The 24,953-nt window shown below is 72.4% G+C and carries 16 protein-coding genes, 2 tRNA genes and 2 pseudogenes; 13 read left to right on the forward strand and 7 right to left on the reverse strand.

Features of this window, described 5'->3' with window-relative positions; genetic code table 11:
• Nucleotides 1–31 precede the first annotated feature (31 nt).
• Genes yidC through rpmH form a run of 4 tightly spaced genes read right to left on the reverse strand, consistent with a single transcriptional unit; the run spans nucleotide 32 to nucleotide 2,063 of the window.
• Entirely contained in the window at nucleotides 32–1,144 is a 1,113-nt protein-coding gene (gene yidC / locus HK417_RS12125) for a membrane protein insertase YidC (protein ID WP_308123538.1), read from the reverse strand.
• Nucleotide 1,145: 1 nt separating this feature from the next.
• A complete protein-coding gene (yidD, locus tag HK417_RS26930; RefSeq protein ID WP_368858522.1) occupies nucleotides 1,146–1,532 on the reverse strand; it encodes a membrane protein insertion efficiency factor YidD in 387 nt (128 codons plus the stop codon).
• A complete protein-coding gene (rnpA, locus tag HK417_RS12135) occupies nucleotides 1,529–1,924 on the reverse strand; it encodes a ribonuclease P protein component (protein WP_222266727.1) in 396 nt (131 codons plus the stop codon). Before rnpA ends, yidD begins: the two co-directional genes overlap by 4 nt.
• Nucleotide 1,925: 1 nt before the next feature.
• Nucleotides 1,926–2,063 (reverse strand): 50S ribosomal protein L34, encoded by a 138-nt coding sequence (gene rpmH / locus HK417_RS12140; RefSeq protein WP_056296149.1) that lies wholly within the window; start codon nucleotides 2,061–2,063, stop codon nucleotides 1,926–1,928.
• A gap of 687 nt (nucleotides 2,064–2,750) precedes the next feature.
• On the opposite strand from rpmH, the gene dnaA reads away from it, so the two are divergent.
• The 13 genes from dnaA (at nucleotide 2,751) to HK417_RS12205 (ending at nucleotide 18,645) form a co-directional block, all read left to right on the forward strand.
• On the forward strand, nucleotides 2,751–4,598 hold the full coding sequence (gene dnaA / locus HK417_RS12145) for a chromosomal replication initiator protein DnaA (RefSeq protein ID WP_222266729.1): 1,848 nt from the start codon (nucleotides 2,751–2,753) through the stop codon (nucleotides 4,596–4,598).
• A gap of 786 nt (nucleotides 4,599–5,384) precedes the next feature.
• Nucleotides 5,385–6,545 carry a DNA polymerase III subunit beta gene (dnaN, locus tag HK417_RS12150; RefSeq protein ID WP_222266732.1) on the forward strand — a complete coding sequence of 387 codons (1,161 nt, stop codon included), beginning with the start codon at nucleotides 5,385–5,387 and terminating at the stop codon, nucleotides 6,543–6,545.
• A gap of 140 nt (nucleotides 6,546–6,685) precedes the next feature.
• The gene (gene gnd / locus HK417_RS12155; protein WP_439957921.1) at nucleotides 6,686–7,651 is read left to right on the forward strand and encodes a phosphogluconate dehydrogenase (NAD(+)-dependent, decarboxylating); all 966 of its coding nucleotides are present in this window, start codon (nucleotides 6,686–6,688) and stop codon (nucleotides 7,649–7,651) included.
• A 44-nt stretch (nucleotides 7,652–7,695) separates the two neighbouring features.
• On the forward strand, nucleotides 7,696–8,877 hold the full coding sequence (gene recF / locus HK417_RS12160) for a DNA replication/repair protein RecF (protein ID WP_222266736.1): 1,182 nt from the start codon (nucleotides 7,696–7,698) through the stop codon (nucleotides 8,875–8,877).
• Nucleotides 8,870–9,370 (forward strand): DUF721 domain-containing protein, encoded by a 501-nt coding sequence (locus HK417_RS12165; RefSeq protein ID WP_222266738.1) that lies wholly within the window; start codon nucleotides 8,870–8,872, stop codon nucleotides 9,368–9,370. Before recF ends, HK417_RS12165 begins: the two co-directional genes overlap by 8 nt.
• Before the next feature lie 43 nt (nucleotides 9,371–9,413).
• The gene (locus HK417_RS12170) at nucleotides 9,414–10,397 is read left to right on the forward strand and encodes a hypothetical protein (RefSeq protein ID WP_222266740.1); all 984 of its coding nucleotides are present in this window, start codon (nucleotides 9,414–9,416) and stop codon (nucleotides 10,395–10,397) included.
• 161 nt (nucleotides 10,398–10,558) lie between these two features.
• Nucleotides 10,559–11,977, forward strand: a complete 1,419-nt coding sequence (locus tag HK417_RS12175; protein WP_222266742.1) for an APC family permease — start codon at nucleotides 10,559–10,561, stop codon at nucleotides 11,975–11,977.
• Between the two features lie 244 nt (nucleotides 11,978–12,221).
• Nucleotides 12,222–14,258, forward strand: a complete 2,037-nt coding sequence (gene gyrB, locus HK417_RS12180) for a DNA topoisomerase (ATP-hydrolyzing) subunit B (protein WP_222266744.1) — start codon at nucleotides 12,222–12,224, stop codon at nucleotides 14,256–14,258.
• A gap of 178 nt (nucleotides 14,259–14,436) precedes the next feature.
• On the forward strand, nucleotides 14,437–16,905 hold the full coding sequence (gene gyrA, locus HK417_RS12185) for a DNA gyrase subunit A (protein ID WP_222266746.1): 2,469 nt from the start codon (nucleotides 14,437–14,439) through the stop codon (nucleotides 16,903–16,905).
• A gap of 156 nt (nucleotides 16,906–17,061) precedes the next feature.
• The gene (locus tag HK417_RS12190; protein ID WP_222266748.1) at nucleotides 17,062–18,162 is read left to right on the forward strand and encodes a DUF3566 domain-containing protein; all 1,101 of its coding nucleotides are present in this window, start codon (nucleotides 17,062–17,064) and stop codon (nucleotides 18,160–18,162) included.
• A gap of 55 nt (nucleotides 18,163–18,217) precedes the next feature.
• Nucleotides 18,218–18,291 (forward strand) — tRNA-Ile (locus HK417_RS12195).
• A gap of 108 nt (nucleotides 18,292–18,399) precedes the next feature.
• Nucleotides 18,400–18,543, forward strand: coding sequence for a DLW-39 family protein (locus tag HK417_RS12200; RefSeq protein WP_222266750.1), 144 nt, complete (start codon nucleotides 18,400–18,402; stop codon nucleotides 18,541–18,543).
• Between the two features lie 29 nt (nucleotides 18,544–18,572).
• Nucleotides 18,573–18,645 (forward strand) — tRNA-Ala (locus HK417_RS12205).
• 205 nt (nucleotides 18,646–18,850) lie between these two features.
• Here the strand turns inward: HK417_RS12205 and HK417_RS12210 are convergent.
• From HK417_RS12210 to mobF, 3 genes and pseudogenes are all read right to left on the reverse strand, one after another.
• Nucleotides 18,851–19,798 (reverse strand): annotated as a pseudogene (locus HK417_RS12210) (tyrosine-type recombinase/integrase); the annotation flags it as partial.
• A gap of 157 nt (nucleotides 19,799–19,955) precedes the next feature.
• The gene (locus HK417_RS12215; RefSeq protein ID WP_222266752.1) at nucleotides 19,956–20,177 is read right to left on the reverse strand and encodes a helix-turn-helix transcriptional regulator; all 222 of its coding nucleotides are present in this window, start codon (nucleotides 20,175–20,177) and stop codon (nucleotides 19,956–19,958) included.
• A 305-nt stretch (nucleotides 20,178–20,482) separates the two neighbouring features.
• Nucleotides 20,483–23,129, reverse strand: a pseudogene (gene mobF / locus HK417_RS12220) (MobF family relaxase); the annotation flags it as partial.
• Nucleotides 23,130–24,953: the final 1,824 nt, after the last annotated feature.

Raw genomic sequence — 24,953 nt, forward strand, 5'->3', positions numbered from 1 at the left:
GGCCCGGCGGCCCGGGTGCGCCCGCCGCAGGTCAGCGGCGCTTGCGCCTGCCGCGGTTGGCCGGTCCGGACCGACTGCCCGCCCCGGGCCTACCGCCGGCACCCGGACGTCCGGCGCTGCCGCTGCTGCGCGGGCCGCCGTCGGCCGCCGGCGTCCCGTCGAGCGAGCCGGTGCCCACGGCGGAGGCGCCGCCGGCCGGCGGCACGTCCACCGGGCCGCCGCTGGCGTCCACGGTCGAGGAGGGGGCCACGGTGGCCGGACGGCCCGGCTTCGGGCGCACCGGCTTCGCGCCGGGCTTGGGCGCCAGCGTCTTCGGGTCCACCTTGGGCTTGTCCTCGGCGGCCTTGGCGAGGGCACCCGGCGACCCGGGCGGCGGCAACTTCTTCAGGATGTAGAACTGCTGCCCCAGGGTCCACAGGTTGTTGGTGAACCAGTAGAGGAGCACGCCCACGGGGAAGAAGAAGCCGGAGACGAAGAGGCTGATCGGCATGCCGTAGAGCAGCATCTTCTGCACCATCGCGGCCTGGCCCTCGACCGGCCCGGAGCGCCGCATGATCTGCTTCTGGGTGATGTAGGTCGTGGCGCACATGATCACGATCAGCGCGAAGCAGACGATCCGGATGTTGGTGTAGCTGCCGTCGGTCAGCGCGAGGATCGCGCTCTGCTTCGGCTCCTGCATGTTGAACGAGGAGGAGATCGGCGCACCGAACAGCTCGGCCTTGGCGGCCTGGTCGGTGAGCGTGTCGTCCCAGCTGTAGAGCCCGTCCTTGCCGGGCGCCAGGCGGCGCAGCACGTGGAAGAGCGCGAGGAAGACCGGGATCTGCGGGAGCAGCGGCAGGCAGCCGGCCAGCGGGTTGACCCCGCGCTCCTTCTGCAGCGCCATCATCGCCTGGCTGAAGCCCTGCTTGTCCGCGCCGTACTGCTGGCGCAGCTTCTGGATCTCCGGCTGGATCTCCTGCATGGCCCGCTGCGACTTGACCTGCTTGACGAACAGGCGGAACAGCAGCAGCCGGATCGTGATGACCAGGAAGACGATCGACAGCGCCCAGGTGATGCCACCGGCAGGGTCGAGGAAGGTGCTGAACAGTGTGTGCCACTGCTTCATCACCCACGCGATCGCGGTGTAGAACCAGTTCAGGTTCACGTCAAACAACGCCAGCCTCCTGCTGGGGAGCCCGGCCGGTGGCCGGCGGGGTGGCTCGATCGGGACGACGGCCCGCGTCGGCTCCCGGCACCCGGGCGGGCGCCGCTGTGCTCGACGACTGGGTGGGCCCAGCGGTTCCTGAGCCGGGCTCGGGGGTGGTCCGGCGCGGCGGGACGAGGTCGACCCCGCCGGGGTGCCACGGCGCGCACTTGGCCAGCCGGCACAACGCGAGCCAGCTGCCCCGGGTGGCGCCGTGCACCTCGATCGCCTCGGCGGCGTAGGCGCTGCAGCTGGGGACGAACCGGCACCGCGGCGGGAACGCCGGGCTGATCGCCCGCTGGTAGAAGCGCACGGCCGACAACAGGGCCGCGGCGGGGGACGCGCTCACGACGTGCGCGACCGGTCGGCCCGGGACGCACCCAGCAGCCGGTCGAGACCACGGCTCAGGTCGCGCCCGAGGACTGCCGACCCGGCGCCGGCCGCCTCGGGGCGGGCGCGGACGACCAGGTCGGCGGTCGGCGGCAGGCGGTGCAGCTCCGCGCGGACCAGGTGCCGCAGCTGGCGGGTCACCCGGTGCCGGCACACGGAGTTGCCGACGGTCTTGCCGACCACTAAACCGGCCCGTGGCCCGGCCGCGGGGTCGGGAAGACCCCCGGTCCGGGCGACGGGCCGTTCGGGGAGGTAGTGCAGCACCAGCGTCGGGCGGCCGGCACGCCGGCCGGACCGCACGACCGCGGTGAACTCCGGCCGCCGGCGCAGGCGTGCCTGCGCGGGCAGCACCTCAGGCGGAGAGCTTGTCGCGACCCTTGCGCCGGCGGCCGGCGAGGATCGCGCGACCGGCACGGGTGCGCATCCGCAGCCGGAAGCCGTGGGTCTTGGACCGGCGGCGGTTGTTCGGCTGGAACGTGCGCTTGCTCACGAGGGACTCCCACTGCTGACGACGTCGGTGCGGCGCGGCCCCGGCTGGGGACCGTGCACGCGAGATGCCGGCCGTTCCGGGACCCGGCGGGCCTCGGACCGCTCCGGCACCCGGAGGCTGGTCTGCCGTGGCCGGACCCGCGTACGAAGGACCCGGTGGAGAGCTCCCCGGGTCGGGACGTGCGACGGTCCGTGTCCACAGACGCCGACCAGCATAGCCGAGACCGGGCGGGGACCGCGGCGGCGGCCGGACCGGCCAGGGTCCACCCCCGGGCGGAGCGGTCCGGGGGGACACGCCGCCGGGCGGGCGCGGCAGGGTCGTCGCGAGGTCGGGCGCGTTGCCGGGCTGTGGATGAAGCTGTTAGCGTCGCCGTCGCTCCGCGTTGGACGACAGGCTCCCGGTTCGTACACCGCGTCTGTCGGACAGCCGCTCGCAGGACCTCCCCCCGACGGGCCGTGCGCACGCCCTGACCTGGGAGTACGCCGTTCCCGGCGACCGGCACCCGCCGGGGCCGGGGCAGCACGTCGCCGGGCGTGCACAGACTGTGGACACTCGTGTGGAACGAGCACCGTCGCACGTCCACAGCTGGGGACCGTTCGGGGGATCCACCGGGTCCGAGGGCCCGTCCCCTGCCTGTGGACGACGGCGCGGGGCGACGAAGCGACGGCACGGGAAGGGACACAGTCGATGGCCGACTCCACGGTCGACCTGGCGACCGTCTGGGACCAGATCCGCGAGCGACTGGCCACCAGCCTGTCCCCGCAGCAGAACGCGCTGCTGAACCTCACCCGCCCGCTGGGGCTGGTCGAGGACACCGCCGTCCTGGCGGCGCCGAACGAGTTCACCCAGACGGTGCTCGAGTCCCGGATGCGCACCGCCCTGGCCGACGCCCTGTCGGCCGAGTTCGGTCGCGCCATCCGGGTGGCGGTACAGCTGGAGGACACCCCGGCGCAGGCGCCCGCGCCGCCCCGACGCGGACCGGACGACGACCGGCGCTGGCCCGGTGAGCGGGACCGCGCCCCCCGGGACGAGGCACCGTGGCCCCCCGCGGACCGGTACGCCGAGCCGCCCGCGGACCGGTACGCCGACGAGCTCGCCGCCCGCGAGCGGGCCGCGGAGGACCGCGCCGCCGAGGACCGCGCCGCCCGCGACCGGGCCGACGACGGGCGCAGCGCCTTCGGTGTCCGCGCCGACGCCGTCCGCACCGACGCCCTCCGGCCGGAGTCGCGGCAGGACGAGACGCTGCGCGCGGACGTGTGGCTGCCCGAGTCCGGCGACGGCCGGGACTGGTCCCGCGGGGCCGTCGCGGACGAGCCCACGGACTGGCAGGCCGCCGGCACGGGGCCGGGCGTCGGGGTGCAGCCCCGGCTGGCCCCCTGGGACCGGGACACCTCGGCCCCGACCGGGAACCCGGCCGACACGGGCACCTCCGCCGACCGGCGATCGGCCCGCGGCCAGGGTGCGGTGCCGCTGTTCGCCGACCGCCGTCCCGGCGCCCTGGACCCGGGGCTGAACCCCAAGTACGTCTTCGACAGCTTCGTCATCGGCAACAGCAACCGCTTCGCGCACGCCGCCGCGGTCGCCGTCGCCGAGGCGCCGGCCCGCGCCTACAACCCGCTGTTCATCTACGGCGACTCCGGGCTGGGCAAGACGCACCTGCTGCACGCCATCGGGCACTACGCCGCGCGGATGTTCCCCAACGTGCGGGTCCGGTACGTCAGCACCGAGGAGTTCACCAACGAGTTCATCAACCTGGTGCACTCCGGCCGGGCCGAGGACTTCCGCCGCCGCTACCGGGACATCGACTTCCTGCTCATCGACGACATCCAGTTCCTGGAGCGCGCCGAGCGGACGCAGGAGGAGTTCTTCCACACCTTCAACACGCTGCACAACGCCAGCAAGCAGATCGTCATCACCTCCGACCGTCCGCCCAAGAAGCTGACGACGCTGGAGGACCGGCTGCGCACCCGGTTCGAGTGGGGCCTGATCACCGACGTCCAGGCGCCGGACCTGGAGACCCGCATCGCCATCCTGCGGAAGAAGGCCTACGGGGAGCGGCTGCAGGCGCCCGACGCGGTGCTGGAGTTCATCGCCAGCAAGGTGCAGACCAACATCCGCGAGCTCGAGGGCGCGCTGATCCGGGTCACCGCGTTCGCCAGCCTGAACAAGCAGCCGGTCGACCTCGCGCTGGCCGAGCTGGTGCTCAAGGACCTGATCAGCGACGAGCAGGGCCCGCAGATCACCGCGGCGATCATCATGGCGGCCACCGCCGAGTACTTCTCCGTGACGATGGAGGAGCTGCAGGGCAGCAACCGCAGCCGCACGCTGGTGAACGCCCGGCAGATCGCCATGTACCTCTGCCGGGAGCTGACCGAGCTGTCCCTGCCGCGGATCGGCGCCTCGTTCGGCGGCAAGGACCACACCACCGTCATGCACGCGGTCAAGAAGATCACCGGCCTGATGAGCGAGCGCCGGGCCACCTACACCCAGGTCACCGAGCTCACCGCCCGGATCAAGAGCCGCGCCCGCTCCTGAGCCTCGCGGGCTCCCGCTCGATCCCGCTCCGGAACGCCCCGGGCACCCCGACCGGTACCCGGGGCGTTCCGCGTCCTGTCCACCGATCCGGTGACCCTGCGAGGCTCTGTCCTCACCCGTCCGGGTCATTTGTCGCCTTGTCCCCAGATCTGTGCACAGGTTGGGGACTCACCGGTCCGCGGGCATCGGTGCAGCCCAGACCCCCTGCTCGAGGGAGCCCGTCGCGTCCGTGCTGGTCCCGGTGCCGACACCGGGGTCTGCGGCGTCCCCCAGCTGTCCACATGTCGACTCGGGTAAACGGTGGACACGGCCGCCACGCCGGACGGATCGGGCACACGGTGGGGACGGACCTGCGGGTCCAGCGGGGACGGGACGTGGAGAACCGGGGGCGACGGTGCAGAACCGTCGAGTTGTCCACGTGTCGACACAGGGAGAGGGCTGGCGACGCACAGCGCACCAACAACCCCACTCGGTCGCTGACGTGCGCGAACAGGGCTTCTCCCCAACATCCACACACGTGATGACGAAGATGAAGGAGTTATCTCGAGGAGTCCTTGAACCACACTCTGGGTGGGGACGGCCCGCTGGCGGCCCTCCCGGGCACCCTCCACCCAGGCACCGACAGAATGCGTCGTCCTCCCGCTGATCGACCGGTGCACCCGCTCCCCGGGACGGGGGACTGGTCAGACCGGGGGCACGTCGGGGCAGGATGGGCGCCGCACACCGCGCCCGGGACCGGCCGGCGCGGGCCGAGCACGACGCACGAGGACCAGAGGTGGGTACGAGATGAAGTTCCGGGTGGCACGTGAGGTGCTCGCCGAGGCGGTCGCCTGGACCGCGCGGAGCCTGCCGCCGCGGCCGTCGGTGCCGGTGCTCGCCGGGATCCTGCTCGAGGTCGACGGCAACCAGCTGTCGGTGTCCGGGTTCGACTACGAGGTGTCGGCGCGGTCGGAGGTCGACGTCCAGTCCACCGAGAGCGGACGGGCCCTGGTCCCCGGTCGGCTGCTCGCCGAGATCACCCGGGCGCTGCCGCCGCACCCGGTCGACGTCGTTGCCGAGGGCGCCCGGCTGTCGATCGCCTGCGGCAACGCGCGGTTCAGCCTGCCCACCCTGCCGGTGGAGGACTACCCGTCGCTGCCCTCGATGCCCTCCACCGCCGGGGTCGTGGACAGCGACGCCTTCGCCGAGGCGGTGAGCCAGGTCGCGGTGGCCGCCGGCCGGGACGACACCCTGCCGATGCTCACCGGCGTCCGGCTCGAGATCGACGACGACCTGGTGACCCTCGCCGCGACCGACCGCTACCGGCTGGCGGTGCGCGAGTTCGCCTGGCGGCCGGAGCAGCCGGGGTTGACGGCGGCCGTGCTGGTCCCCGCCCGCACCCTCGCCGATGCGGCGAAGACGCTGACCAGCGGCCCGGAGGTGACCCTGTCGCTGTCCTCCGGGGGAGCCGGCGAGGGCATCCTCGGCCTGTCCGGCAAGGACCGGCAGACCACGACCCGGCTGCTGGACGCGGAGTTCGTGAAGTACCGGGCGATCATGCCCTCCGAGTCCTCCTCCAACGCGACGCTGCCGGTCGGGCTGTTCACCGACGCGGCCAAGCGGGTCGCCCTGGTCGCCGAGCGCGGCACGCCGTTGCGCTGCGAGTTCACCCCCGGCCAGGTCACCCTGCGGGCCGGCGGCACCGACGACGAGGGGCAGGCCGAGGAGCGGTGCGACGTCGAGTTCGACGGTGAGCCGCTGACCATCGGCTTCAACCCGACGTTCCTGCTCGACGGCCTGGCCGCGGTGCACACCGAGCGGGCGCGAATGGACTTCACGACGGCGCTCAAGCCGGCCGTGCTGTCCGGGGTCGAGGAGCCCTCCGCCGACGACGACGCGCCGGCGAAGCCCGCGGAGCGGCCGGGCAGCTACCGGTACCTGATCATGCCGGTGCGGCTGCCCGGCTGAGGCACCCCGCCGCGCGGTCGGTGCGGCGGGCGAGCACGATGGGCGGCGGACAGGTCCCGGGAGTCCCCGCGGACCAGGGCGCTGCGCGGTGCGGCGCGCGCCCACCGGGAGCGACCGCGGACGACCGCGTTCACGAGCAGCTGAAGGAGGGTCCGGGCGTGCAGCTGGGGCTGGTCGGGCTGGGCAAGATGGGCGGCAACATGGCCGAGCGGGTCCGCCGCGCGGGCATCGAGGTGATCGGGTACGACCGCGCGCCGGGCAGTCGGGACGTCGACAGCCTGGAGGCGCTGGTCGAGGCGCTGGAGGCCCCCCGCGTGGTGTGGGTGATGGTGCCGTCCGGTGAGCCCACTCGGGCCACCGTCCGCGCGCTCGGCGACCTGCTGTCCGAGGGCGACGTGATCGTCGACGGCGGCAACTCGAAGTTCACCGACGACAAGCTGCACGCCGAGCAGCTGGCCCCCAAGGGCATCGGCTACGTCGACGCGGGCGTCTCCGGCGGTGTCTGGGGCCTGCAGAACGGCTACGCGCTGATGGTCGGCGGCTCGGTCGAGGACGTCGCCAAGGTCCAGCCGGTCTTCGACGCGCTCAAGCCGCCGTCCCCCCGTGACGAGACCGGCACCGAGATGCCCGGCGCCGGCTTCGTGCACGCCGGCCCGGTGGGTGCCGGGCACTTCGCGAAGATGGTCCACAACGGCATCGAGTACGCGATGATGCAGGCCTACGGCGAGGGCTACGAACTGCTGGCCGCCGCGGACGTGATCGAGGACGTGCCCGGCGTGGTCGCCTCCTGGACCCAGGGCACCGTCATCCGCTCGTGGCTGCTGGACCTGCTGGTCCGCGCGCTGCAGGAGGACCCGGGCCTGGACAAGATCACCGGCTACGCGGAGGACTCCGGCGAGGGCCGCTGGACCGTCGAGCAGGCCATCGCGCTGGCCGTCCCCATGCCGGCCATCGCCGCGTCGCTGTTCGCCCGCTTCGCCTCCCGCCAGGAGGACTCCCCGACGATGAAGGCGGTCGCGGCGCTGCGCAACCAGTTCGGCGGCCACGCGGTCCAGGCCAGCATCGACACGCGCGGCAACAACCCGGTCCCCGAGCAGCCGGCGTGAAGAAGGGGAAGGGCCGTCCCCGTACCTCTCGGGGACACTGAGGGGTGTACGTCCGGCACCTGCAGGTCGGCCAGTTCCGCAGCTGGGAGTCCGCCGACCTGGCGCTGACCCCTGGTCCCACCGTGCTGGTGGGCCGCAACGGCCAGGGCAAGACCAACCTCGTCGAGGCGGTCGGCTACCTGGCGACGCTGAGCAGCCACCGGGTCTCCTCCGACGCCCCGCTGGTCCGGCACGGCGCCACCCAGGCGGTGGTGCGGGCGGCGCTGCGGCGCGACGAGCGCGAGCTGCTGGTCGAGGTCGAGATCAACCCCGGCCGGGCCAACCGGGTGCGGGTCAACCGCGCACCGCTGCCCCGGCCCCGGGAGGTCCTCGGCCTGGTCAAGACGGTGCTGTTCGCACCCGAGGACCTCGCCCTGGTGCGCGGCGACCCGGCCGAGCGGCGGCGGTTCCTCGACGACCTGCTGGTCAGCCGCACCCCCCGGCTGGCCGGTGTGCGCAGCGACTACGACAGGGTGCTCAAGCAGCGCAACGCGCTGCTCAAGACGGCCCGGCTGGCCCGCGGCAACGCGCTGGCCACCCTGGACGTCTGGGACGGCCACCTCACCGAGCTCGGCGGGCAGCTGCTCGCCGCCCGGCTGCGGCTGGTCGCCGATCTGGCCCCCTTCGTCGCCGACGCCTACGCGGGTGTCGCCGGACCCGGCGCGGACCGGGCGGCGCTGGGCTACAGCAGCACGGTGCCGCTGGCCGGGACCGGGGAGCCGGTCGATCCGGACCGCCTGCTGCCCGGCGACGGCGAGCTGGCTGCGGCGCTGCGCGAGCAGGTCGCCGAGCGGCGGACCGACGAGGTCGACCGGGGGGTGACCCTGGTCGGCCCGCACCGCGACGACCTGGTGCTGCACCTGGGCCCGGCGCCGGCGAAGGGGTACGCCAGCCATGGCGAGTCCTGGTCCTTCGCGCTCGCGGTGAAGCTGGCGTGCTTCGCCCTGCTCCGCGCCGAGGGCGACGACCCCATCCTGGTCCTGGACGACGTCTTCGCGGAGCTGGACACCGGCCGCCGGAGCGCCCTCGCCGAGGTCGCCGCCGGCGCGGAGCAGACGCTGATCACCGCGGCCGTCGCCGAGGACGTCCCCGCCGCCCTGCGCGGCACCCGGGTGGAGGTGGCCGACGGCCGGGCCACCGTGCTCTCCGCCGACACCCCCCGGCCGATCGAGGTGCCCAGTGACTGACCAGCGGCCCGCCCGCCCCTCCGACATCGCCCGCGCGGCGCTGGAGGCCGCCCGCGCCGCGTCGGCGGCCCGGCCCCGGCCCACCCGGCGGCGGATCGCCGGGCCCCGGCGCACCTGGACCGGCCCCGGCCCCGGCGCGGACGACCCCCAGCCGCTCGCGTCGCTCGTCGACTCGCTGATCAGCCAGCAGGACTGGACGGCGCGGACGAAGGTCGGCTCGGTGTTCGGCCGGTGGGACGCGCTGGTCGGTCCGGACATCGCCGCGCACTGCCGGCCGGAGTCGCTCAGCGAGGGGGAGCTCCTGGTCGTGGCGGAGTCCACCGCGTGGGCGACGCAGCTGCGGCTGCTCGCCCCGACGATCCTCGGCAAGCTGCGCGCCGGCGTCGGCGGGGACGTCGTGACCAAGCTGCGCGTTGTCGGACCGACGGCGCCGAGCTGGAAGAAGGGCCCGCGCACCGTCCGCGGCCGGGGGCCGCGCGACACCTACGGCTGATCCACCCGGTCGGCCCGATCGACACCGACGAGGAGCACCCACGATGAGCAGCCCGCGCGACCGGGACCGCGACAGCTTCGACGACGCCGCCGGGTCCGGCTGGCAGGAGCCGGCGCACCTCGGCGAGGGCGACGGCACGCCGGCGGACCGCCCCGCCGACCGGCCGGCGGACGCCGCCGACCCCGGCTGGCAGCCGCCCGGCTGGGACCTGCCCACCGTGGAGCCCGAGCGCCCCGCGGCCGCGCCGCCCGCCGCTCCGGACGCTGCCCGGCCACCGGCCGCGCCCGGCCCGGACGACGCCTGGGACCCGCCGGCGGCGGACCAGCGACGGTCCGACGTCCCGCCCGGCGCCGAGCCGGAGGAGCGGCGACGCGGCTGGGGCGGCCTGTTCAGCCAGCGCCCGCAGGAGCCGCCGGTCGACGCCGGGCCTGCGTTCCCGGTGCCGGTGGTCGACCCGGGCGATCCGTACGGCCTCCAGGCCTGGGCGGCGCAGCTGGGCTGGACCACCTCCGAGGGCACCGGCCCGGAGGACGCCGCGCTCGCCGAGCTGGTGCGCACCGCGCCCGTGCGGCCGGGCAAGGAGGACCGGCCCGGGCACGTCCTGCGCGGCCGGGGCAACGGCCTGGACCTGGTCGCCTGCGACGTCCTGTCGCCGGTCGGCCGCGGCTTCGTGACCACCCACGCCATCACCGCGGCGCCGCTGCTGGGCGACGTGCCCGGCTTCCGGCTGTCCCCGGCGCGGATCTGGCGGCACCGGATCGGCGGCCTGCTGCAGATCCCCGGCCCGGACCCGGAGTTCGACCGGCGCTGGGTGCTGCTCGCGGCCGAGGACGGCCCGCAGGTCCGCGCGCTGGTCGAGGACCCGGTGGTCCGCCAGTCGCTGCTGGGCAGCGACGACGGCGACGAGCTGTGGGCGGCCGCCGGCTTCGTGGCCGCGGTGCGGCCGGACGCGCACCGGCCGCTGCTCGTCGAGCACCACGCCCGGCTGCTCGCCGCCGTCGTGGGGGCCCTCGCCCGCGGCCGGTGACGGCACGGGGTCGGGTGCCCTGTTCCACGTGGAACGCACCCGGCCCGTCGCCGTCCCCGTCCGGGTCGACAGCGGATCCGGCAGGCACGAGCATCAACGCGCTACGTCCTCGCGACCGGCCGACGACGGTCGACCGGCACCCCCGCTCCCGGGAGGCACCGATGGCCGAGACCGTGCGCACCGACGACCACGAGACCGTGGACGGTCAGCCCAGCCTCAAGCGGGTGATGGGCCCCGGGCTGCTGCTGCTGTTCATCGTCGGCGACATCCTCGGCACCGGGATCTACGCGCTGACCGGCCAGGTGGCCGCGCAGGTGGGCGGGGTGGTGTGGCTGCCCTTCCTGGTGGCCTTCCTGGTCGCGCTGGTGACCGCCTTCAGCTACCTGGAGCTGGTCACCAAGTACCCGCAGGCGGCCGGTGCGGCGCTGTACACGCACAAGGCCTTCGGGATCCACTTCGTCACGTTCCTCGTCGCCTTCGCGGTGATGAGCTCGGGGATCACCTCGGCGTCCACCGCGGCGCGGGCGTTCAGCGCCAACGCGGCCAGCGTCTTCGGTCTCGGCTTCGAGGACGGCATCGGGATCACGCTGATCGCGCTGGGCTTCATGTCCCTGGTGGGGCTGGTCAACCACCGCGGGGTGGGCGAGAGCGTGAAGGCCAACGTGGTGCTCACCTGCGTGGAGCTGTCCGGCCTGCTGATCGTCATCGGCGTCGGCCTGTGGGCCCTGGGCGTCGGGGAGGGGGACTTCTCCCGGGTCACCGAGTTCGACACCGGCGACCGCTCGGTGGTGGGCGGGGTGATCGCGGCGACCGGGCTGGCCTTCTTCGCGATGGTCGGCTTCGAGGACTCGGTCAACATGGCCGAGGAGTGCAAGGAGCCCCGGCGGATCTTCCCCAAGGTGCTGCTCACCGGGCTGCTGACCACCGGGCTGATCTACGTCCTGGTGTCGATCTCGGCGATCGCCCTGGTGCCCGCCGGCGAGCTCAGCCAGGGCGACACCCCGCTGCTGCAGGTGGTGCAGGCCGGCGCCCCCGGCTTCCCGATCGGCATCTTCGGCGTCATCACCATGTTCGCCGTCGCCAACTCCGCGCTGATCAACATGTTGATGGCCAGCCGGCTGGTGTACGGGATGAGCCGCCAGCACGTGCTGCCGCCGCTGCTGGGGAAGGTGCACGTCAAGCGGCGCACGCCGACCACGGCGATCCTCTTCACCACCGCGCTGGCCTTCGGCCTGATCACCTTCGTCGGTGCGGTGCCGGCCCTCGGCGGCACGACCGCCCTGCTGCTGCTGATGGTCTTCACCGTGGTCAACATCGCCGTGCTGGTGCTCCGCAAGGACACCGTCGACGCCGACCACTTCCGCACGCCCACCGTGCTGCCGGTTGTCGGCGCTCTGGCCTGCGCCTTCCTGGCCACCCCGTGGGCCGGCCGACCGACCGAGCAGTACGAGATCGCCGGCATCCTGCTGGCCATCGGCGTCGTCCTGTGGGGTGTCACCGTGCTGATCAACCGGCGCACCGGGGCCGCCGTCCCGCAGCTGGACCCCGAGCGCTTCACCAAGGGCGGACCCGTCAACTGATCCGGCGGGTCCCAGCGGCCCGAGGACGGCGTGTCGACTCGCGGGGCAACACGGGTGGTGGCCGGAGAGTCGGGAGAGGCTCTGGCGCGCCCTCAGGCCGTCCATGGCGAGGTCCTGTCGTCCCGACCCGGTACTCTTGAGGAGACACACCGCCAGCAGCCCCCTGAGAGCCGTCCTGCGCCGGTCGACGCTGTCGTCGACGTGGCCGCGCCGGCTGCCCGGCTGCGCGAGAGAAGGGCTCCACGTGGTCGCTGCGCCGCAGAACGAGACTGCCTACTCCGGCAGCTCCATCACCGTCCTCGAAGGCCTGGAGGCGGTCCGCAAGCGTCCCGGCATGTACATCGGCTCCACCGGTGAGCGCGGCCTGCACCACATGGTGTGGGAGGTCGTCGACAACTCCGTCGACGAGGCGCTGGCCGGCTACTGCGACACGGTCCGGGTCACCCTGCTGGCCGACGGCGGCGTGCGGGTCGAGGACAACGGCCGTGGCATCCCGGTCGACATGCACCCGGTGGAGAAGCGGCCCACCGTCGAGGTCGTCCTGACCGTCCTGCACGCCGGCGGCAAGTTCGACGGCAAGAGCTACGGCGTCTCCGGTGGCCTGCACGGCGTCGGCGTCACGGTGGTCAACGCGCTGTCCTCCGAACTGGACGTGACCATCTGGCGCAACGGCGTCGAGTGGCACCAGCACTACACGCAGAACAAGCCGGGCAAGCTCGAGCAGGTCGGCCCGACCACGAAGCAGGGCACGTCCATCACCTTCTGGGCCGACGACACGATCTTCGAGACGACGACCTACTCGTTCGACACGATCAGCCGGCGCATGCAGGAGATGGCCTTCCTCAACAAGGGCCTGACGATCGTGCTGCGGGACGAGCGCCCCGGTCACAGCAAGGCCGACACCGGCCTGGCCGAGGAGACCTCGATCGCCGAGGAGGCGCCGGCGCCCGGCCACGAGGCCGAGGCGTTCGAGCCGACCGAGATCACCTACCGCTACGACGGCGGCCTGGTCGACTACGTCACCCACCTGAACCGCCGCAAGAGCCCGATCCACCGCTCGGTCATCGGCTTCGCCGCCGACGGTGTCGGCAAGAACGACACGGCCATGTCGCTGGACGTCGCCATGCAGTGGTCCGACGCCTACTCGGAGTCGGTGCACACCTTCGCGAACATCATCAACACGCACGAGGGTGGCACGCACGAGGAGGGCTTCCGGGCGGCGCTCACCTCGATCGTCAACCGGTACGCCAAGGACAAGGGCATCCTCAAGGCCAAGGACGACGCGCTGACCGGCGACGACATTCGTGAGGGCCTGGCCGCGATCGTGTCGGTGAAGCTCGGCGACCCGCAGTTCGAGGGGCAGACGAAGACCAAGCTCGGCAACACCGAGGTCAAGGGATTCGTGCAGAGGGTCTGCAACGACGCGATCGGGCACTGGTTCGAGGCCAACCCGACCGAGGCCAAGGTGATCATCACCAAGGCCGCATCGGCCGCCCGCGCCCGCCGTGCAGCGCAGGATGCCCGCAAGCTGGCCCGCAAGAGCCTGCTGTCGGTCAGCGGCCTGCCCGGCAAGCTGTCGGACTGCCGCTCCACCGACCCGCGCAACTCCGAGGTCTACATCGTCGAGGGCGACTCGGCCGGTGGCTCGGCGAAGTCCGGCCGCGACTCGATGTACCAGGCGATCCTGCCCATCCGCGGGAAGATCATCAACGTCGAGAAGGCGCGCATCGACCGGGTGCTCAAGAACACCGAGGTTCAGTCGATGATCACCGCCTTCGGCACCGGTATCCACGACGAGTTCGACCTGACGAAGCTGCGGTACCACAAGATCATCCTGATGGCCGACGCCGACGTCGACGGCCAGCACATCACCACGCTGCTGCTCACCCTGCTGTTCCGCTTCATGCGGCCGCTGGTCGAGGCCGGCCACGTCTACCTGGCCGCGCCCCCGCTGTACAAGATCAAGTGGGGCGGCAAGGTCGGCATCGAGTACGCCTACTCCGACCGCGAGCGCGATGCCCTGCTGAAGTCCGGCGCGGAGGCCGGCCGCAAGCTGCCCAAGGACGACGCGATCCAGCGGTTCAAGGGCCTGGGCGAGATGGACGCCAAGGAGCTGTGGGAGACCACCATGGACCCGGACACCCGGATCCTGCGTCAGGTCACCCTGGACGACGCGGCTGCGGCCGACGAGCTGTTCAGCGTGCTGATGGGTGAGGACGTCGAGGCCCGCCGCAGCTTCATCACCCGCAACGCCCGGGACGTCCGCTTCCTGGACGTCTGATGAAGGACCCCGTCCTCCCCACCCTTCGCAAGCTCAGGGCGGGACCCGGGACGGGGCCAACGGCGCGTCGCGTGGTCACCTGCCCCGGCGCGTCGTCCACCGGCTCGCGACCGTTCCCCTCGCGAGCTGACCAGCACATTCATCCACCGCTGTGTATCGACTTGTGGAGAACCAGACCGTGACGGAAACACCCAGCCGCGACCGCGTCGAGCCGGTCGACCTCCAGCAGGAGATGCAGCGCAGCTACATCGACTACGCGATGTCGGTCATCGTCGGCCGCGCGCTGCCCGAGGTGCGCGACGGCCTCAAGCCCGTGCACCGCCGCGTGCTGTACGCCATGTACGACCAGGGCTTCCGCCCCGACCGCGCCACCGTCAAGTGCGCGCGCGTCGTCGGTGAGGTGATGGGCAACTACCACCCGCACGGTGACTCGGCGATCTACGACGCCCTCGTGCGGCTGGCCCAGCCCTGGTCGATGCGCTATCCGCTGATCGACGGCCAGGGGAACTTCGGCTCCCCGGGCAACGACCCCGCGGCCGCCATGCGGTACACCGAGTCCCGGCTGACCCCACTGGCCATGGAGATGCTCCGGGACATCGACGAGGAGACCGTCGACTTCCAGCCCAACTACGACGGCACCAAGCACGAGCCGCTCGTCCTGCCCGGTCGGTTTCCGAACCTGCTGGTCAACGGCTCGGCCGGCATCGCCGTCGGCATGGCGACGAACATGCCGCCGCACAACCTGCGTGAGGTCGCCGCCGCCGTCTTCTGGATGCTCGACCACCCCGACGCGGAGGCCGAGGAGGCCCTGACCGCGTGCATGGAGCGGGTCAAGGGCCCGGACTTCCCGACCCACGGGCTGATCGTCGGCCGCGAGGGCATCGAGGACGCCTACCGCACCGGCCGCGGCTCGGTGCGCATGCGCGCCGTCGTCACGGTCGAGGAGGACAACCGGGGCCGCGTGCAGTTGGTCGTCACCGAGCTGCCGTACCAGGTCAACCCGGACAACCTCGCCGAGGCGATCGCCGACGGGGTCAAGGACGGCCGGCTGCAGGGCATCAGCGAGATCGCCGACGAGTCCAGCGATCGGGTCGGCCGCCGGCTGGTCATCACGCTGCGCCGGGACGCCGTCGCCAAGGTCGTGCTGAACAACCTCTACAAGCACACCCAGCTGCAGACCACCTTCGGCTGCAACATGCTCTCCATCGTCGACGGCGTCCCCCGCACGCTGCGGCTGGACGAGCTCGTCCGGATGTGGGTCAACCACCAGGTCGAGGTCATCGTCCGGCGCACCCGGTACCGGCTGCGCAAGGCCGAGGAGCGCGCGCACATCCTGCGCGGCTACGCCAAGGCGCTGGACCAGCTCGACGCGGTCATCGCCCTCATCCGGGCCAGCGAGTCGGCCGAGGCCGCGCGCTCGGGCCTGATGGAGCTGCTGGACGTCGACGAGATCCAGGCGGTCTCGATCCTCGACCTGCAGCTGCGCCGGCTGGCCGCCCTCGAGCGGCAGCGGATCCTGGACGAGCTCGCCGAGATCGAGGCCCGGATCGCAGACCTGCAGGCGATCCTGGCCTCCCCCGAGCGGCAGCGGCAGATCATCCGCGACGAGCTGGCCGAGATCGTCGACAAGTACGGCGACGACCGGCGCACCCAGTTCGTGGCCAACGACGGTGACGTGTCCATGGAAGACCTCATCGCCGAGGAGGAGGTGGTCGTCACGATCACCCGCACCGGCTACGCGAAGCGCACCAAGAGCGACCTCTACCGCAGCCAGCGGCGCGGCGGGAAGGGCGTGATGGGCGCGGCGCTGAAGCAGGACGACCTGGTCGACCACTTCTTCGTGGGCTCCACCCACGACTGGATCTTGTTCTTCACCAACAAGGGCCGGGTCTACCGGTCCAAGGCCTACGAGCTGCCCGAGGCCAACCGCACCGCCCGCGGTGCGCACGTGGCGAACATCCTCGCGTTCCAGCCGGACGAGAAGATCGCCCAGGTCATGCAGATCAAGGACTACTCGGTCGCGCCGTACCTGGTGCTGGCCACGGCCCGCGGTCAGGTGAAGAAGACCCGGCTGACCGAGTTCGACTCCCCCCGCACCGGCGGCGTCATCGCCATCAACCTGCGCGACAACGACGAGCTGGTCGGGGCTGCGCTGATCCACCCCGAGCAGGACCTGCTGCTGGTCAGCCGCAAGGCCATGTCGATCCGCTTCCGCGCGGACGACGCGCAGCTGCGGCCGATGGGCCGCGCCACCGAGGGCGTCCGGGGCATCTCGCTGTCCGACGACGACACCCTGCTGTCGATGATCGTCGTCCAGGAGGGCGTCGACGTCCTGGTCGCCACCGAGCGCGGGTACGCCAAGCGGACCGGCATCGAGAACTACCCGCCGCAGGGCCGGGGCGGCAAGGGCGTGCTCACCGCCGACCCGAAGGCGCGCAAGGGCGTCCTGGTCGGTGCGCTCGCGGTGGTGCTCGGCGACGAGCTGTACGCGATCACGTCCGGCGGGGGCGTCATCCGGACCCCGGTGAACGGCGTCCGGCACACCCGCGACCGGGCGACCATGGGTGTCAAGCTGATGAACTTGCCCGATGACGTGTCGATCGTGGCTATCGCGCGTACGACGGACAACGACGAGCCCGACGCCTAGGGTGGGCTGGATGCTGGGGGGAGCCGGGGGACGACGTCGTCCCCGCTCCGGCCCGGGCCATCACCAGGGCAATGACCGGTCGGCCGTCCTCCGCTCCACGACGGTCCCGATGGGCGCAGCGACGCGGCGGGAGCCGCTGGGGGACAGGAGACTGGGATGAGCGACCGGGCGCGCAGTTCGGTGCGTACCGAGCCTCGTGCGGGGGCCGGCGCGCCCGACGAGGTGCCATCGGGCGCGGTCCCGGTGACCGGCGCGCAGCCGGTCCCCGACGGGGAGCGGAAGGGCAGCTCGGCGGTCGGCGCGGGGGGCGGCACGCTGTCCGCGAAGACGGCGGTCGCCCAGCCGCCGTCCGGGCAGATCCCGGTCACTCCTGCGGAGAAGGCCCCGGCCGCGCAGTCACCGGAGCCCGCGGCGTCGGAGCCGAAGGCCGCCGAGGGCCCGGCGGGCAAGGCCGGCCAGGCGCCGGCGACGGTCACCCAGGCCCCGGCCGGGGCGAAGGCCGAGCAGGGCCCGGCGGCGAAGGCGGCGCAGAACCCTGCGGGCAAGGCGGCGCAGAACCCTGCGGGCAAGGCCGCCCAGGCGCCTGCGGGCAAGGCCGCCCAGACCCCTGCCGCCCAGAGTGCCGCTGCGACGGCGACGAAGACCGCGACCAAGGCACCCGCCGCGGGCGGGGCCGGGGCAGCGGGCAGCGGCGTCCCGGCCGCCGGCTCCGTGCCGGTCGAGGCCACCCAGGCGGTCACCCTGCCGCCGGCCGGCGCCCCGCCGGCCACCGGCCAGTCCCGGGCCGTCGACAGCCCGGCGTCCCGCCCCGCGAGTGCGGCCGACAGCCCGGCGTCCCGCCCCGCGGGCGCGGCCGCGCCCGCCGGGAAGTCGAAGGGCGCCGCTCGCGGCCCGCGCCGGGCCCGTCTGCAGCTGCGCCACATCGACACCTGGTCGGCGCTGAAGATCTCCCTGGTGCTGTCGATCGCGCTGTTCTTCGTGTGGATGGTCGCCGTGGGCATCCTGTACGGCGTGCTCAACGGCCTGGGCGTGTTCGACTCGGTCAACGACCTGTTCAGCCAGCTGCGCAGCGCCAGCGGCGAGGAGGGCGCCAGTGGCGAGCTCGTCAGCGCGGGCACGGTCTTCGGCGGGGCGGCGGTCATCGGCGCGGTGAACATCGTCCTGCTGACGGCGCTGTGCACCGTGACGGCGTTCGTCTACAACCTGTGCTCGGACCTCGTGGGTGGCCTGGAGGTCACCCTCGCCGAGCGCGACTAGGAGGACCCCCTCGCCGGGGCTCGGACGGGCACCAGGTACGCTGTTCGAGGTCCACGGGCCTGTAGCTCAGGCGGTTAGAGCGCATCCCTGATAAGGATGAGGCCGGAGGTTCAAGTCCTCCCAGGCCCACCCGTGCACCAGCGGTCGGGCCCGGTAGTCAGCTACCGGGCCCGACGCCGCTCACCCGCAGCGGTCACCCGAGCGGCGGTGACCACCACTCGTCCGAGGAGGTCCCGCGTGCTGAAGAAGCTGGCGGTGGCAGCGCTCGCTGCCAGCGCCGTGATCGCGGTCCGCAAGCGTGTGGCCGGCAAGGGCGACGCCGACCTGTGGGCCGAGGCGACCAGCGGCCCGGGGGCGGTCAGCACCCCCCGCGCCTCCTGAACCCGCGGGCGCGGTCACCGCGCCCGTCCGGGGACGTAGCTCAATTGGCAGAGCACCGCCTTTGCAAGGCGGGGGTTAGGGGTTCGATTCCCCTCGTCTCCACTCGTCTGACCTGCGGATTAACCTCCGTCGGGGGCTCGGGTGAGGCCTCCGACGGGGGCTCAGTCCGCAAAAAGTCCGCAACTCGTTCGCGGGTTACGGCCCGCAGGGCGTCCAGTCGGTCGGCTACGTCGTCCAGGTCGTCGTCGAACAGGTCGGCGTAGCGGTCCAGGGTCATGGCCGCCGAGGCGTGCCCGAGCATCCGCTGCACCGCCTTGACGTTGGCGCCGGCCTTGATCGCCAGCGAGGCCGCGGTGTGCCGGAGTTCGTGCGGCGTGAGCCCGGGCTCCCCGATGGCCCGGGCCGCGGCGTCGAACCAGGCGGACCGGGCGTTCCGGTTGCGCAGCACCGCGCCCTGCGGCGAGGGGAAGGCGAGCTCGTCGGCGGGGCGGGTCACCACCGTCCGGGCCAGCTCGTCGACGAGGAACCGCGGCAGCGGCACCGAGCGGCGGCCGTGGGTCTTGGGGGTGCCCCACACCAGGCGGGAGCCGTCGACCTCGGTGACGGCCTCCACGACGAGCACCCGCCGGCGCAGCAGGTCGACGTGCCGCACTCGCAGCGCCGCCAGCTCCGACCAGCGCAGCCCGCAGTAGCCGAGCACCAGCACGGCGACCCGGCCGGGCCCGGCGGCGTCGGCGAGCGCCTCCAGCTGCTCCGCGGTCAGGTACCGGCGGCGCTTCTCCTGCATCGGGGGCAGGGCCACCCCGAGGGCGGGGTTGACCGCCAGGCGCCGGTCCCGCACCGCGAGCCCGAGGATGCCGGACAGGACGCCTTGCGCCTTGCGGACCGAGGCCCCGGCCAGCCCCCGGTCGGAGAGCTCGGACAGCCAGGCCTGCACGTCCCCGTGGGTCACCCGGATCAGCGCGACGTTCCCCCAGCGCGGCAGGACGTGGGTCTTGAGGACGTCTGCGTAGCGGGCACGACTGGTGGGCTTGAGGTTGATCTTCCCGGCGAGCCAGACGTCGGCCAGCTCGCCCACGGTCGTCCTGGCCCGTTTGGGGTCGACGTAGGTGCCGGTCTGTACGGCCGCGGTGACCTCGTCGAGCCATCGCTGGGCGTCGACCTTGCGCTTGAAGTGCCGGGCGTGCTCCTTGCCCTGCGCGTCGCGGTACCGCGGCCGGTACGTGCCGTCAGGCCGCCTCGCGATCGACGCCATCCTCGATCACCTGCCTCTCTTGAAGCCCCGGCCGTGGCCTACGAGCGCTGCACTACCGACGCGATCGTCCCGGGGGGAGCTTGCCGTCAAACCCCTGCTTCCTCCGGTGGGCGCGGCGCAATCTGTGGACGGCGGCTCGCGCGGTGGATCAGCCCGGTCACCGCCGGGCGTCCGAGGCGGGGGCGGCTTGGCCGTGCTGGGCGTCGACCCAGTTGCGGAGGTCGTCGTAGCGGTAGACGACGCGGCGGCCGAGGCGGAAGCTGCGCGGTCCGGTACCCAGGTGGCGCCAGTACCGGAGGGTGGCGACGGGAGCGCGGAGGAGTTCGGCGGCCTCCGTGATGGTGAACAGCTCGGGTTCGCGGGCGGGGTGGTCGGACATGGCTGGCTCCGGGGACTCGGGTGTGCTCTGCTCCGTTACGGGAGAAGGCGCCATTTGGGTGCGATTGGTGACAGCCGACCACCGATGGCTCCCGAAGTCCTCCGGTTCTCCTCCTGTTGATGGTGTCCGCGCCGGCGGCTGGCCCGTGAAGGCGTCACTGCTCATCGACCGATGCCCGGCGCGACGCCTCCACGGGCGAGGGATGGTCCCCGCCGCTCCGCCTCGGGCCGGGGGACGCTCGGTACCGGCGCGACCGGCTGCGGGGGAGCGGCTGTCGTCCGGTCGCGCGACCGGTACTGGCGGTCGCGGGCGGCCTCTCGAGCGGCCAGCTCGGCGGCGTGGCCGGGGCCGAGGTCGGCCCGGTCGCGGCCGAAGACGGCGATCCATTGCTCTCGGGCCTTCGCCGGGTCGGCCGCAACGAGGTGCGCGATGTTGGACAACCGTCCGCGGGTCATGCCGACGTAGGCCGAGGCGGCGCCGGTCTGGTCACCGACCACCACGTGCGCGGCTGGAACGGTGTCACCCTGCACGCCGTACGCGGTGCTGGCGTATGCCAGCTCCACGTGTTCGGTGACGTAGTCGGCGGGCAGCACCCGGACCCGTGCGCCGGCCGGGGTGACATCGCCGCGAGAGACGTCACCGGTGGCCGAGCCGGCGGTGACCAGGAGCCCGCCGCGTCGGCCCACCGCGGTGACGGTCCACGTGTCCCGATTGGCCACATTCAGGTCCCGGTCGTTGCGCCGGGTGGCGATCCGGTCGCCGGCGCCGATCCGTTGCCCCGCCCGCGTGGTCACGACCTGCGTGTCATCGACCCGGCCGTCGGCGACCAGCTGACTGCGAATCGCGGCGTTGAGCTCGCTGACCCGCTCGCGGGTGTCCGCCACCACCGCGACGTCGGCTGCCCGGACGCCGTCGGCGACGATCGCGGCCAGTGCGTCTCGCCGCGCCTCGGGATCCGGGTGCAGTCGGATCCGGCCGCTGGCCAGCAGGGCGTCGAACACCGCGCGTGGATCCTCACCCTGCCGCATCGCCAGTGTGAGCTCGGCGTACTCGCGGTCCGGAATGGTCTGACCGGTGCTGTCGGTGCGAGTGAAGCGGTGCACCGACTCCAGTGTCAGGCAGGCAGCTGGGTCGACGCTGCCGGTGGCAAGGTCGAGGACGCCGCCGCGCCCGACGGCGGCGAGCTGGTGACGGTCGCCCAGAAATGCGAGCCGCGCCCCGGTCTCGTCGGCGACGGTGAGCAGGGCGCGGGCGGTGTCCTGGTCGAGCATGCCGGCTTCATCGACGACCAGCAGATCCCCGGGTCGCAGCCGGCTCGCCTCCTCGGGGGCCGTGTGGATCCGGCCGGTGACCGGGCCGGCCTCGCCGGGAGCGAGCCGGGTCCATCCGCCATGGTCATTCCAGCGCCAGCCGTGGGCGAAGACGAGGGACGCCACCGATCCAGCGGCCGCGCCGACCTCCGCGCGCGCGACCTGGGCGGCCTTCAGCGTCGGAGTGACCACGTTCATTCGTCGCCCCTGCCGCTCGAGCAGTCCCCGGGTGGCGGCCAGCGTGGTGGTCTTGCCGGCCCCGGCGGCGCCCTCCACCACCACCAGCGTCCGGTCGCCGGCCAGGGCGGCAACTACCGCGGCCTGACCGGCATCCAGCCCCGAGGCGGGCCGCCCAGGCAGCAGGTCCAACCGCGGTCCGTCCGGGGGCGGATGGCCGGCGCGGGCGGCGAACCGTGTGACCAGGTCGGCCTCCACGGCGAGCACCGGTCGCGAGGTCCAGGACCGGATGTGCTCCGGCACTCCCTCCCGGTCCACCAGTGGGACACACCGGCCAAGGGCGCGGGCGGTGAGGTCCTCGGCCAGCTCAAAGGCGAACCGCCGTTTCGGCGATGACGCCCTCCGCGGCGATCAGCCGCTCGACCTCGCCGCGGACGTCGGCGGGGTTCCATGCCGAGCGGCCGGCGCCCAGCCGGGTCAGCACGACGTCGACGGCAGCCTCGCGGTCGAGCGCGCCGACCGGAGCCGCCGCCAGCGAGACGGGGTGGGCGGGATCGCGATAGCCCAGGGACCCCAACTCGGCTCGCCACCGCGCCACGAGGTCGGCCCCGGAGCGGGGGATGACCTTGTCCGGGCGCCCCTCGGCCCAGGCGCGGGCGTCCCAGGCCCGCCGCAGCGCCGGCCCGGGCTGTTCTCCGGGGTGCGCCGCCATCCAGTCGCGTTCGTAGCGGTCCAGATTGCGCCCGATCTGCGCAGTCCTTGCGCTGAACGGGCCGACGTAGGCGGCAAGCTCCCGTATTTCTCCAGTCGCATCCACGGTGTAGCCGTGCACGGCGAGTGCGGCCCGGAACTGCGAATCGCAGGCGACCGCCGCGTGCCCGATCCCGTTGAGCGCGGCCAGGAAGTCCCGGACCCCCACGGTGTGCAACCCACGCCACCGGCCGGCCGCGAACACCCGGGCGCCGATCTGCAGGTGCAGATGCCGGTGCGGGTCTCCGGCGCGGGAGGTGTAGTGCCGCACCGTCACCGCCTCCAGCATCTCCACCGGCACCTGGACCTGGCCGCCGCGCGGGCCGACCCGGGTGGTCGCGTGGGCGGCGAGCCAGCCGATGATCTGGGCCGCGGCGCGGTCCTGAGCCGCGTCGTAGGCGGCGGCGATGTCCGGGTGTACCGCGGCGGCCAGTGACCAGGACTTCGGGCCGTTGACCACCACCTCGACGAACCGAACGGCGCGGTCATCGGTGCGCAACCGCCCCCGTGGGTCGCCGGTGTCCGGGTCGCGGCCGGCCACCCAGGTTTCGTAGGTCACCCCCGTGAGCGGCGCCCGCTCGGCCACCCGTCCATCGCGGGCCACGAAGCGGCGCGCCAGGCCGGTGCCCTCGGTCAGGTAGTAGTCATCGGCCCGGCCACGGTCGGCCTCCAGATACGCCCGGGCGGCCGCCGCCGACCCGGCGGACACCTTCATTCCACCGCGCATGCTCAACGCCACCCAACAATGACCAACAGGTCACCCCTAGAAACAGCGATGGGCCCCGCGAAGCGGGGCCGGGACTACCTCATTGGTAGCATGCGTGCCGTTCTTGAGTAAATACTCGGACATTGTTGGTAAGTGCTGGTGGCTATTAGAGCTCAGCTGCATTCTGGCCGGGTTGTCAAACAAGGGCGATATCGGTTCTCGACTGCTGGTCATTCCGGCGGCGTTGCGCGCCTACAACGGCGCAGCCAGGCCTTCTCCCGTCGCGCCGAGCCCTCGGACCGAGGGCGGCGCGCGGCCCGCTCGGGTGGGCGTCGACCAACGCTTCGATGGAGCCCCGCAGGCTGGTGCGTCGGTGTCCCTGAGGGCGGCCCATGGGACACCGCCAGGAGCGTCGGGCGGCGCAGAAAAGGATGCGATAGGAGCACGTGGCGACGGTCCCCGGGAACGGCCCGTCGATGCGGACGTGCGCTGCGGGTGCCTGGTGACGCGGAAGGCTCAGTTGAAACTGCCGCGCCTGCCACCTGAACGCTTGGCAACCGCCGCGCCAGGGTGTAGGTCCGGCCCCGAATCGTCGCGCACTCTCAGCGGGACTCACCCACCGGCGACACGTCGCGCGGTGTGGGCTCTCCGCCCGCAAGCTCTATGCCGGCATCTATGAATCCTCGGACGACGACCCCTAGCGTCTGGTCTTGAAGTGGACCGCTCGTCATGCCTCTCGCGACGCGCTCAGCTGCTAAGAGATAACCTGCAACCATGGGTTCCCGAAAGTAGGTCTCTGCTTGTCGGACGGAGACCTCATAGCTTCGCAGAAACGTCTTGGCTACGTACGCGGCTACGGCCGCTCCGAGCACGCCGACGGCTGCGACGCTGACCCCTGTTGCGCTTTCCCCGAACAATGAGAGTATGCAAGCGACGATCAAGACAACGCCCGCCGCGACCATTACGATCTGGGCGCTTCGGAAAGCTCCACGCGCCTGCCCCGTGCTTAGCGAATGGTAAGTCCTCACGAGGGAACGATTCGCGTCAAGCAAGGTTTCGAGGTCCAGTGGGCGAGAAGCTGCCGCTGCAATCTCCTCTCCCGCCCGCCGCAAGTCTGACTGCAGTTCAGCTTCCATCCAACGTTGCGTGCGATTCGACGCTCGGACGAGAATCGAGATAAGGAGGGCTAATAGAGCCACAAAACCGACGACAAGAAGCCAGACTGCCCAGATCGGCGTCTCGACGTAGAAATCGAGCGCGGCATTGACAACGTAGAGAAGGAGCGAAAACTCCGCCAGGGCGAGTGTCGTGGCTGGATCCCAAGGGCGATATAGTCCCTTCGCCTCTGCGCCCGAAGCTCAAGGCCGAGCGGCTTCAGCTCGGCGGGCGCATCTTTACCCCGTCTTGATTCTTGGGGGTCGTCGTCCGAAGTGCTCACTGAAGCGGTACTCGACCGGCCTGTTGAAGACTCGCTCTCCATCGACAGCACCCTCCTGTCGCACTCGCGCGGACGCGGGGCCACGCGGTATGAACGACTCCGCTACCTGCTGAGAGTCGCCTTGCCTACAAGGTTGATCCTGACACTCGGTGTCACATTCCGGTAACGCAGCCGCGCGGATGAGTGTCGTCGAAGACTGATTCGACACCCAATCCCCCGGCCGGTCGAACGTCTCGGTCGCAGAGACTATGGCCCACCACCTCCGCCTGGCCGTACCCGTTCCACTGCATCCCTTCGAGGCGCACGAGGAGGTGGACTTGCTAGCCCGGATCTTTCACGAGCATGATCATCGGACTGGTCGTCGGGGTTCTTGTCCCGCGTGGGCGTGAGATTGG

Source organism: Modestobacter marinus (assembly GCF_019799945.1).
GTDB classification, from domain to species: domain Bacteria; phylum Actinomycetota; class Actinomycetes; order Mycobacteriales; family Geodermatophilaceae; genus Modestobacter; species Modestobacter marinus_B.

Coding starts and splice junctions, on each gene's coding strand:
- dnaN (WP_222266732.1), top strand. CDS start 5,385: ATGAAGTTCCGGGTGGCACGTGAGGTGCTCGCCGAGGCGGTCGCCTGG.
- HK417_RS12190 (WP_222266748.1), top strand. CDS start 17,062: ATGAGCGACCGGGCGCGCAGTTCGGTGCGTACCGAGCCTCGTGCGGGG.
- HK417_RS12170 (WP_222266740.1), top strand. CDS start 9,414: ATGAGCAGCCCGCGCGACCGGGACCGCGACAGCTTCGACGACGCCGCC.
- HK417_RS12215 (WP_222266752.1), bottom strand. CDS start 20,177: ATGTCCGACCACCCCGCCCGCGAACCCGAGCTGTTCACCATCACGGAG.
- HK417_RS12175 (WP_222266742.1), top strand. CDS start 10,559: ATGGCCGAGACCGTGCGCACCGACGACCACGAGACCGTGGACGGTCAG.
- dnaA (WP_222266729.1), top strand. CDS start 2,751: ATGGCCGACTCCACGGTCGACCTGGCGACCGTCTGGGACCAGATCCGC.